The organism is Salinisphaera sp. RV14, from assembly GCF_052044135.1.
In the GTDB taxonomy this organism is placed as follows: domain Bacteria; phylum Pseudomonadota; class Gammaproteobacteria; order Nevskiales; family Salinisphaeraceae; genus Salinisphaera.
The window spans coordinates 43,515-53,935 of the sequence record NZ_JBQDYF010000022.1 but is presented as its reverse complement, the minus strand read 5'-3'; the positions used below and the strand labels follow the sequence as shown (position 1 = coordinate 53,935).

Sequence of the window (10,421 nt, the reverse complement as noted above, 5' to 3'; positions counted from 1 at the left end):
GCTCGGCTTCGCGGCAACGACGCGCGTGCTGGCGTTGTGTGCGCTCCAGGATCGGCGCCGCCCGGCGGTTGAGCTTGGCATTGCCGCCCAGACCGAACAGGAAATCGGTCAACGGATCGTCGACGGTCAGCGCCATGAGTTCCGGATTGGCGAAATGACTGTCGCCGCGCAACAGGATATGCGTGTCCGGCCAGGCCTGGCGCAGGCGCCTCAGCACCCGGCCGATGATCATGGCGTTCTCGGCCCCGGTCGGGCGCTTGCCCGGGCGCAAGGCCGCGGTGATGAATCGACCGGACAACCCCTCGAACAACAGCAACGGCAGATAGCAATAACCCCCGTAGTGGTGGTTATAGAAACGAAAGGCCTGCTGGCCATGGGTGGCATCGTCGGTGTGGTCCATATCCAGCACGATGGCGTCCGGCGGCTCGGCGTAGCCGGCGATGAACTGATCCACGAACGCCGCGGCCATACGGTAGATGTCCTGGGCCGAGACCGTATTCTCCAGTCGGGAGAACGTCGCGCCACTGGCCAGCACGCTGTCCGCGTCCAACGGCACACGCCCCACTCCCATCTGGAACATCGGATCCAGGCGCAAGGTGTCGGCGTCGTTGCCGTCCTCGTAAGCACTGGCGACTTGATAGATGCGCTGCGCCAGCAGATCGGCGACTTCATGACGGATATACGATGAATGCCGCCGATCGCTAATGGCCGCGGCCAGCCGCTCGGTCAACCCGATCTGCTCATCGACCGAGCGCAGCAGGAGCGGCCCCACGTCCGAGGACAGGGCCCCACCGTCGAAATCGCCGCGGACGGTCAGGCCATCGATGGGGTTAAATCGGAGCGGCGGTACGTTAGAATCGGACACAGGCGAACCTCGTGGTGCTTTGTTCGAAGCTCTTGTGATTATCCTCCCATTATATCAATGGGTTGCGCGAGGTTCGCCTCCTTTCCTGCAAAATCCGGGTTAACACCAACCGTGATAAATACGGATCGACGCGAGCCCAGTCACGATGGGTTATGGACTGAATCCGATTCCTCCTCGCGGAGGTGGCGGTACAGAGTCGCTCGAGATACACCAAACGAATGGGCCATATCCGTTGGAGCGGATCCCTAATCGATAAGCTTACGAGCTGATTCGAGCTTGGCATCCGTCGTTCGAGGACAGCGTGTCCCGACATACCGCCCCTCGATGTCATAAGAGCCCAGCCTCATCGCGCTCATGGACAGGCGGTCGTAAAGTCACACTTTCATGCCAGCCAAATTACACTCGCCCGTCTTAATCTCCCGATACACTGCATTCGATCTGAACGATCCAACACGCATCACAGTCGACACCATCCGACATGTTCAACTTCTTGCGCCTGAAAGGAAACCAGCATGGCCTCTTTTGTACTCAGCCCGGCGCAGGTGCCGATGTTCGAAAGCCTGTGTCGATCCACGGTCGGGGCGGCGCTGCAGTTACCGGGCATCCTTGATGCGGGGATTGCGCTGTACGACGGCACGCAAGACACGCTCCGGTTGGAATATATGGAGCGTCGGGAGGGTCAGCCTTCGCCCTTTGCCGAGTTGACGCTCGATGAGGGCAGTGTGACCGTTCAGGCGCTCCAGACGGGTCGAACCGTTTGGGTCCGGGAGTTCGCCGAGCACGCCCCGCAGAGTCCTGTGATCTGGGTCGGCGGCGTTGACAGCGTCATTGCCGCGCCGCTGACCGTGGCAGACCAGACCATCGGGGCCGTGGTGGTGACCGCGGCCGCGCGCGAGGTACTGACGGCAGTGCATCTCGGTGCCATCGAGGCACTGGCCGCGGGACTGGGTTTCCAGCTGGCCCATTGGATCCTGCAGGCCCGGTATGCCCATCTTCAGAAGCTGTATGCGGCCCTGCGCGCCAGCAATCGGCTGTTGATTGGCCCCGTTCGTACCCGCGACGAACTCTATGACGAGGCCTGTCGGATCTGTGTCCGGCACGCGGGCTTCGCGCTGGCCTGGATCGCACGGCCCGACGAGGCCGGCTGGTTTCGGACGCTGGCCGTGGCCGGATCCGTGCAGGACTTGAGCGAGCGCATTCAGGTGTCGAGCGATGCCTGGCGCCCCGAGGGCCAGGGCAGTATGGGCCAGGCTTGGCGAACCGGGCAGGCGGCGTATCGGCAGACGCCCCGCGCCGAGCACCATTACCGGCCCTGGCATGCCGCGCTCGAAGACCTCGGGCTGCACGGATTCGCGGCGGTGCCGCTGAAACGGAACGGGCGGGTCGATGCCGTGCTGGCGGTCGGCGCGTATGAGGCCGACTACTTCGGTGATGAAGAGCGCCTGCTGTTCGAGGAAATCGGTATCGATCTGTCCGAGGCCTTGAGCCTGCTCGATGAGCGCATCCGCACCCAGCTCGCGGCGACGGCGGTGCAGCACGCGCCGACCGGCATCATGGTCGCCGAGCCGGACACGCAGCGTGTCCGGTATAGCAACACGGCCATGACGACCCTGACCGGCCAGTCACAGCATGCGCTGCGGGACCGGGCTGGGCTGTTTTTCATGCCCGGGGATCCGATGGGCCGAAGCCTGCCGGGCTTCGCGGCCCGCATCGGCGCAGGCCGGCGCTGGCAGGGGCCGGTCTGGGGCCGGCGTGCCGAGCACATCTGGGAGGCGAGCGTCGAGGTCCGAACCATCACCGGTCCGGACCGGACCCCGCGCTTGCTGGCGCTGTTCGGCCCGCCGCCCGATGCGGCGGGGGCGAGCCTGCGCGATCCGTTGACAGGCCTGCCGAACGCGGACGGCTTTCACCAGGCACTCGAGCGCAGAGTGAGTGAAACCCCCGAGCGCGGCCTGGTCGTGATCCGGATCAACGTTCGGGACCTGACGTCCATCAACAGCGGCTACGGCCGGGCGGGCGGCGACCAGATTCTGGTGGATCTGGCGGGCCGACTGCGGCACGCCCTGCCGATGAGTACGCTCGTCGCGCGTCTTGAGGGCGACAACTTCGCCCTCCTGACGCGCGCCCTGCGCCGCGATGCGGTGGCCCGGGTGGCACAGCGCCTGTTGCGCCAGGTCGATGCGAGTATCATCCGGCCATTCGAGATCGACGGACATGCGCTACCCGTAAGGCTGACCACCGGCGTGGCCTTCCACCCCGGCGACGCGCCGACCGCCGGGGGGCTGCTGGCCGAGGCCGAAATGGTGCTCGGGCAGACCCGCTATCAGGACCGACGCGCCCCGATAGAATCGACGGGGCAACCGGATGCGATCCGGGCCCGGCTGGCCACCGCGGCGCGCCTGCAACACGCATTTCATGAGGGCCACGGGATTCACCCGTGGTATCAACCCAAGATCTGTCTGCACGACGGCACGTTGACGGGGGCCGAGGCCTTGGTCCGCTGGCAGGACGACGCCCGGGGTCTGGTCTCGCCCGGCGAATTTCTGCCGCTGACGGAGGCCCTGGGGCTGACCGGCCAGCTGGATCGGACCATGCTCGATGCGGTGCTGCGTGACCTCGCCCGCTGGCAAACAGCCGCCGGCGGCCTCGTGCCGATTGCCATCAATCTGTCTGCCGGACAGCTCACCGATGAGGACCTGACCCGGCGGCTCCTGGAAGCACTGCAGGCTCATGGACTGCCGGCCTCGCTGCTGCATGTGGAGATCACCGAGCATGACGTGATCACGGACGTGGCCGCGGCCCGAACCGTGTTGCAGCAGTTGGATGCGGCCGGGATCGAGGTCAGCCTGGACGATTTCGGCACCGGCTATTCCTCGCTGTCGATCCTTCGGGACCTGCCGCTGACCCGGCTGAAACTCGACAAGAGTTTCATTGACCGACTGCCCGACGATGCGCGCTCGCTCAAAGTGGCCCAGATGGCGATCGAGCTGGCCCATGCGCTCGAGATGGAGGTAATCGCTGAAGGTATCGAGTCACAGGAGCAGGCGGATGTCCTGCGCGATCTCGATTGCGACTATGCGCAAGGGTTTTTCTTCGCCCGGCCGATGCCGGCGTCGGAATTCGAAGATCAGTGGCTCCGCGGGTGACGCGCCGAACGGGTCACCCCAAGGTCATCTGCTGACGATGGTGGGCATCCGACGTCTTCAACCGACCACGGATCGCCATCTGACGCATGGGGTCTTACCGTACGGTTTATTCTGTTTCGTGAGTTGACCCCCTGTAGCACCGTCATGGCCGGGCGTACCGCAATCATGCGGAACCCTAACAGCTTAATATAACCATGGGCGCCCGGCGGCGTTGCAAGTCTGGGTCGTGGCACGCCACGACGCGGCGACTCGCGCCTTGCCGGACACGATTTGCGGTCTCCAACGCGGCACGTGTACGAAACGGCAACAGGCCCTAATAATCAGTTCGAGCCGAACTGCCAGTAGTCGATCTGGCGGCGCATGCAGAACACCGGCAATTCAGCCTCTTCCACCGCCCGGATCAGTTTGTCCGTCTCGCCGCCGTCGAGCACGAACATCAACTCCTGAGGCTCGTCGGTGGCCTCGAAGAAATGCGCGGAATGCATATGCCCGTTCGCGCCAACACCCTCGATATCGTCGCGCCGGGTCATGCGCGTGATGCCCTGCGAGCGCGCCAGGCTCGCAATCGAATCGAGCACCGGCGCGCCGTTGTGCCGACGCGAGCGCGGGGCGATGAAGATCAGTTCGAATCCTTTCATGACGTCGCTCCGGTGAGATGACGCAGGCCGGCGAACGTCGCCATGCCCAGCCCGGTCATGAGCAAAGAGCCGACCACGTGGACCGCGATTCCGGCGAAAGCCCACAACAGCCGCCCGTCCTGGATCTGGGTGAACATTTCCGCGGAAAACGTGGAAAAGGTCGTCAGCGCGCCCAGAAAGCCGGTGACAATCATCAGCCGCCAGAACGATGACAACTCGGGAATCGCGGTGAAGGTCGCGATCGCCAGGCCAATCAGAAACGCACCCAGCAGATTGGCCACCAGCGTGCCCGGGGGCAGCGTGGGCAGATAGCTGTTGAGGCCGAGCCCGATGGCCCAGCGCAGGTTCGCGCCGATCGCCGCGCCCAGGGCGATGGCAAGCATGGAGTGAATCAACGGCATGGATTTGTCTTCGGCGTACTCGGCTCCGCTTTCCGATTCCTGAGTCTGACCCTGCGGATGCGGTGCCTGCGGGTCGTAGGTCGTCTCGCTGTACGAATCGTTGTTCGTATCGGTCACGCGGCAGACTTGTTCGGTGTGTGCATGCCATATTCTCGCCCGCCCAGGCCGACGATGCCAACGTACCGCCGGGCACGGACGCACGCCACCCGGCCTCCGGCATCAGACACGGCGCCCGGAACAGCCGGCCCGCGTACCCGCGCTCACCCATAGCCAGAGCACCGCCAGCAGCCCGACGAAAAAACGCCCGGCACGGCATACAACGCCAGCCCGGTTTAGGCTCCCGGAGCCAGCGTGAGCAGCCCCAGCGCGTATCGAAACCGATGATCGGGGCGACTGGCCCCGGGTGGTGCGTGAAGGCCGGGTCGGGCACGCGCATCGTATTCGAGCAGTGCCTGGAATTGGCCAGACTGACCCGCCCCGGCGCGGCGCTGGTGGTGGACGACAGCGGGGCCCGGGGTGCGGGCCGTGGCCGCGGGCGCCGACCTGGCGTGCGTCAGCGCCACTGGCGTCTACTTCGTTGCGCCGGGCGATCAGGTTTTCGTTCGGCAGCTTTGGTCGATACAACGTGCCGATGCCAGGCCCACGCCCCTGATCGCGCGTCTGATCGAGGCCCTGAGCGACTGATTCGGGTCAGCTGCTGTTCAAGCGCATCCATTAGGGTCGACCACGTTTCAACGAACAGCCTCGAAAAAAGAGAGGGACAAGCATGACCATTAAAACCACCGCCATCACGGGCCTGACCGCGCTCACACTGGCCGCGGGCACGGGCGTGGCCCTGGCCGACAGCAACGCCTCGAATACGGACAGCCAGGGCATGGCCTCTGCTCAGGCCCAGGGCATGTATTCCGCCAATCGCCTGCTCGATGCGCCGGTCTATGCCAAGGGCAACGACAAGGACGCCATCGGCGAAGTCGATGACGTGCTGCTCGGCAACAGCATGCAGATCCAGGACTTCGTGATCGAAACCAAGGGCAAGTTCGGCGTGCTCGGCGGCAAGAGCTATGTCGTCGCACCCAGCCAGCTGACGGTGCGGACCCAAACCACCGGCAAGGCAACCAAGCCCGACTACCGCGTCGAACTCAATATCACGCGTAACGGCTTGGGCAATGAGCCGGTTTACAGCGATTCCTGGTGGACCAACGCCCAGAACCAGGCCGGACAGGCCTGGCAGGCAACCAAGAACGCGACCTCGAGCGCCTGGACCCAGGTGGAGAACACCACCTCCAACATCGTCAACGGCGGCAAGAACGAGGCCAACAAGGCGGCCAACGCCACCAGCAACGCCGCGGACAAGGCCGGCGACAAGATGTCGAATGCGGCTGACAAGGCTGGCAACAAGGCCTCGAACGCAGCCGACGATACCTCCGACAAGGTCAATAACGCGACCAACAACAACTGATCAACAACCCAAAGCACGTCACGGACGTTCGCCGTCCGCACCAAAGGGGCCGTTCACGGCCCCTTTTTCGTGCTCGGCGCGACGTAACTGACCCCCGACTGCACCTCAGGCTAGAATAACGCCGACCCGGTAACCCAAGTCGAAGGAGCGGCGGATGAGTCCGCAGAACAACAACAACAACCAGAGCAGTCTGTTCGGTGCTCTGTTTTTCCCGGTACTCGCGGTGGGCGTGCTGATCATCGTCGCGATCCTGGTGATGAGTTATATCGGCCACAAGCGGACGGCCCCCGCGCCGAACGGCAACATCCGCCAGCTCAGCGCATCCACCATGAATACGCTGCGCCAAAAATACGACAAGCTGGGCGAATCCATCGGCAATCCGAACGCGCCGGTCACGATCCGCGAGTTCGGCGACTACCAGTGCCCGGCGTGCGGCGCCTTCGAGCCCACGGCAGAGCGTGTCCGCAAGAAATACGTCGATCCGGGCAAGGTCCGCTTCATCTTCTTCGACTTCCCGCTGGCCATGCATCAACACGCCCAGGCGGCGGCGATCGCGGCCCGCTGTGCCGCGCGGCAGGACAAGTTCTGGCCGTATCACGACCGGCTGTATCACACCCAGTCGAAGTGGGCCGAGCAATCCGACCCAAGCTCGATGTTTCTGGATCTGGGGCTGGAGGTCGGGCTCGATAACGACAAGCTCAAGGCCTGCATCAAGAACAAGACGCCGCTGCCCACGATTAACAAGGAGCACGACGCCGGCAAGTTGGTCAAGTTGCGGGCAACGCCGACCGTGTTGGTCGGCAACACCGAGTTCATCGGCGGACCCAGCTACGACAAGCTCAAGCAAGCGATCGACGATGCACTGTCGGCGGCAGGCGCCAACGGCGGCTCGCAGGGTAGCGCCGGGCAGTAGCCCGGCAGTGCCACCGGGCCTATGGCTCGGGTCGGGCCTCGATCTCGGCCAGCGTGGCTTCGATCACGGCGCGGGCCTCGGCATCGCGTTCTTCGCTGTCGCGGCCCTTGGCGACGGCGCGAAACCAGTGCTCCAGGCGTTTGTGGCGAGCCGAATCGAGCCGGTGCACGATGGCGCCGGCCTTGCGGCGGGCGCCGTCGGCCGCGCCCGCTGCCAGTTCACCGACATCGCGCGCGGCATGGGTCCGTTCGATGATGGCCCGATACCGGATCAGCACCGAATCCAGCAGAATCCACGCAAAGTTGGGGTTCCTGGGCGGCCCGAGCGTAATCCGGCGGCCGCCGCCCACCAGTGCGCCCGGCCGGCCCAGCGAGACCTTGAGCGTGGGCAGCGCATCGCCCTTGAAATAAGCCAGCGCACCGCCCACACCGCCGCCAATCAGCGTGCCCAGCCCGAGTGTATGACCGAGCGTGCCCGCGTCCACGGAAACGCCAGCGCCGGCGCCCACCGCCGCGCCGGCAAAGGTAAGCTGGCGCCGGGTCAGCCCGAAACGGCGCCAGGTCTCATCGTGCGCCAGATCCAGCCCCTCGCCGACCGGCGCCGCGGCGGTGGCCGCCCGCGTATGCCGATGGCGGTACAAATCCAGCAACGCGTTCGCGGTATCGCGCTCCAACTCGGCGATACGAGCGTAGTAGCGCCGTCCCGCCTCGGCGATGGCCGCGCGCCGGGCTGCCTCGGGCAACTCGCCATCGGCGTAATCGGCCTGCTCTCGCAGCGTGAGCGCTGCGCGTAGAAACGCCTGGATACGTTCTGCCGCCTCTTCGCGTCGTTGTTGCCACTCGGCATCGAGCAGCGCGATGGTCGTATCCAGATGATCGTGATCGCGCTCATCGATGCGATTGAGCGCCGCCAGCAGTTCGCGGCGGGCGGTATAACGCGCGGCGAACGCATCGAAGGTGCGCACCAGATTGAACGACTTGCCGAGCTCGGTCCGCCAGGCCTCGGCATGACGCCCGGGCCGGTCCGCGGTCTCGCGATGATGCGGGTTGAGCGCCGCCAGCCGCGGCCCGGCCGACAGGCGCAGGATCTCGATCTCGGCGATGAAGGCATCGTGCAGCCGCACGTCCGGGTCCACGACATAGAGCACGCCGGCGCCCTCGATCAGCGGCGCCAGCAATCGGCATTCGTCGACGAATTCATTCGAGTCGCGATAACGATCGACGAAGGCGGCCAGCGTTTCCGGCCCCGGACCACGCGCCGGGTCGGCCGCCAGCGCCCGGATCGCGCGCAGCGCCTCGATCGGCTGCTGGAACCCCGGCGTGTCGATGAAACGCAGCCGCTCGTCGCCGTCCAGCACCAGCGACAGGCGTTGGCAGCGCGTGGTCTCGCCCGGCTCGGCCGAAATCCGGATGATGGCGTCGTCGTCTTCTTCCAGCAGGGTGGCCAGCACGGCCGATTTGCCCATGTTGACCTTGCCGACCACGGCGAAGGTCGGCACCCCGGGCGATACCCAGACGGACGCTGTTTCGCGATCCGGATTACGCGGCAGGATCATAGGCCGTGATTTCGGTGGCGGGGTCGCGCAGGCCGTCGACGAACGCGGTCCAGCGGGCCATATGCTCGGCCTCGGGCGCGCCGGGCGTGCCGTTGTCGTCGGCCACGATTACCCAGGTGATGGGCGTGGCGCGACCGACGGCGGCGCGCACGCGCGCCTGCAGGCGTTCGGCCGAGCGCGGCGACAACGCCCAGTCGGGCGCCACCAGAACGACATGGCCGGGCGCGTGGGCCAAAGCGCGGTCGGCGGCCTCTTCAGCATCGGCATCGAGTACGCTCACGCGCTGCGTGGCTTGCGGGTTCAGCCGCAGGCGGCGCAGAAGAAACCCGCGAATCGCCCCGCCATCGATATCGTGGCCACCGACATCGAGCACGAGCGCGCCGTCGGCGCTCGATTCGGCCACCGCGCCGCGTGTGACCCCGGCCAGCGCGCGCCACAGCGCACGGTGGCGCGGGGCCTGAAAATCGAGCCGCGCCAGAGCCCACCGTTCGCGCGCGGCAAACAGTGCGATCAGCAACAGGCGCGGCAATGCGCCCCAGACCAGTACCGTCATCACCAGAAAGCGCCACCAGGCGCCCGCCACGGCACCGCCCGGCGGTTGCCGGCCGGCCGTGCCGGACAAGCGGCTCGCGCGCACGTCGCTGTCGCCGGGCACCGCCGCGGGCCAGATCCCGGCCCAGGGCGCGGCCAGCGTGCTCACCGCGCTGTCCATCAGACCGGTGTTGTCCGGCGTGGCTTCCCAGTAAAAGCGCACGTCGAAGATCATCAGACTGACCAGAAACGCGAACACCACGCCCAGCGACAACCCGAGCCCGCCCCATTGCATCAGGCGCGCGGCGCGCGCGGTAGCCGCCTGGCGCGCGGCACGCGAATCCGAGAATGCCTGGCCCCAGCGGGCCAGATTGCGATCGCCGGCCATACGGGCCGCCGCCGGACGCAACAGCATGCGGAGCAACCACGGCGCGCCGGTATTGCCAGCGATCAGCCGTGCCAGCGAGAGCAGCACGAAGCCGGTCCACGGCACCGCCACGGTCAGGCCAAGGAAGATCACCACATGCAGGCGCTGGCCATTGCCGAGACACAACCCCCAGGCCAGCATGGCACCGGCCAGCGCGAATCCGCCCAATAGCAGCCAGCCCAGTACGTCGATCAGGCGCGCCCAGGCCAGGCTTGGCCAAATGCGGCCCGGCGCCCGCTCACGACAATGAGTCAGCCATAGCCGGAGACCCAAGGCGCGACGTCGATCGTCCGGCAGCCCGGCCAGCTGCGGGCGGATATCGCGCGCGAAGATCAGTCGCTCACGCTCATCCACCCGCTCGCCGTTGGCCAGCAGAGCCTCGAAGTCGAGCAGATCGGCAAGTTGCCAGCGCGCGCCTGACGATCGGAAAGGGTTCATGCCCTCATTCTAGGGCCTATGGCGATGAAACGAAGCTATCGATAACCG

8 protein-coding genes are annotated in these 10,421 nt (G+C 65.9%); 3 read left to right on the top strand and 5 right to left on the bottom strand.

Translation table 11 applies throughout. The features are described from left to right. Positions 1 to 865: IS1380 family transposase (locus ACS8Y6_RS16225; RefSeq protein ID WP_440856013.1), on the bottom strand; the 865-nt coding region annotated here is incomplete at its 3' end. Between the two features lie 512 nt (positions 866 to 1,377). Here ACS8Y6_RS16225 and ACS8Y6_RS16220 point away from each other — a divergent pair. Then, entirely contained in the window at positions 1,378 to 4,011 is a 2,634-nt protein-coding gene (locus ACS8Y6_RS16220; RefSeq protein WP_440850831.1) for a bifunctional diguanylate cyclase/phosphodiesterase, read from the top strand. Positions 4,012 to 4,331: 320 nt separating this feature from the next. Here ACS8Y6_RS16220 and ACS8Y6_RS16215 read toward each other — a convergent pair whose 3' ends face one another. Both ACS8Y6_RS16215 and crcB read right to left on the bottom strand, forming a co-directional pair. Continuing rightward, positions 4,332 to 4,649, bottom strand: a complete 318-nt coding sequence (locus ACS8Y6_RS16215) for a DUF190 domain-containing protein (protein WP_440850832.1) — start codon at positions 4,647 to 4,649, stop codon at positions 4,332 to 4,334. After that, positions 4,646 to 5,044 (bottom strand): fluoride efflux transporter CrcB, encoded by a 399-nt coding sequence (crcB, locus tag ACS8Y6_RS16210; protein ID WP_440850874.1) that lies wholly within the window; start codon positions 5,042 to 5,044, stop codon positions 4,646 to 4,648. Before crcB ends, ACS8Y6_RS16215 begins: the two co-directional genes overlap by 4 nt. A 772-nt stretch (positions 5,045 to 5,816) precedes the next feature. On the opposite strand from crcB, the gene ACS8Y6_RS16205 reads away from it, so the two are divergent. Continuing rightward, entirely contained in the window at positions 5,817 to 6,509 is a 693-nt protein-coding gene (locus ACS8Y6_RS16205; RefSeq protein ID WP_440850833.1) for a PRC-barrel domain-containing protein, read from the top strand. Between the two features lie 154 nt (positions 6,510 to 6,663). Beyond that, entirely contained in the window at positions 6,664 to 7,422 is a 759-nt protein-coding gene (locus ACS8Y6_RS16200) for a DsbA family protein (protein ID WP_440850834.1), read from the top strand. A gap of 19 nt (positions 7,423 to 7,441) precedes the next feature. On the opposite strand, the gene ACS8Y6_RS16195 is transcribed toward ACS8Y6_RS16200, so the two are convergent. Continuing rightward, on the bottom strand, positions 7,442 to 8,977 hold the full coding sequence (locus tag ACS8Y6_RS16195; protein ID WP_440850835.1) for a DUF3482 domain-containing protein: 1,536 nt from the start codon (positions 8,975 to 8,977) through the stop codon (positions 7,442 to 7,444). Then, complete coding sequence (locus ACS8Y6_RS16190) at positions 8,961 to 10,373, bottom strand: DUF2868 domain-containing protein (protein WP_440850836.1); 1,413 nt, start codon at positions 10,371 to 10,373, stop codon at positions 8,961 to 8,963. Before ACS8Y6_RS16190 ends, ACS8Y6_RS16195 begins: the two co-directional genes overlap by 17 nt. Positions 10,374 to 10,421 lie beyond the last annotated feature (48 nt).

Coding starts and splice junctions, on each gene's coding strand:
- ACS8Y6_RS16220 (WP_440850831.1), top strand. CDS start 1,378: ATGGCCTCTTTTGTACTCAGCCCGGCGCAGGTGCCGATGTTCGAAAGC.
- ACS8Y6_RS16215 (WP_440850832.1), bottom strand. CDS start 4,649: ATGAAAGGATTCGAACTGATCTTCATCGCCCCGCGCTCGCGTCGGCAC.
- ACS8Y6_RS16205 (WP_440850833.1), top strand. CDS start 5,817: ATGACCATTAAAACCACCGCCATCACGGGCCTGACCGCGCTCACACTG.
- ACS8Y6_RS16200 (WP_440850834.1), top strand. CDS start 6,664: ATGAGTCCGCAGAACAACAACAACAACCAGAGCAGTCTGTTCGGTGCT.
- ACS8Y6_RS16195 (WP_440850835.1), bottom strand. CDS start 8,977: ATGATCCTGCCGCGTAATCCGGATCGCGAAACAGCGTCCGTCTGGGTA.
- ACS8Y6_RS16190 (WP_440850836.1), bottom strand. CDS start 10,373: ATGAACCCTTTCCGATCGTCAGGCGCGCGCTGGCAACTTGCCGATCTG.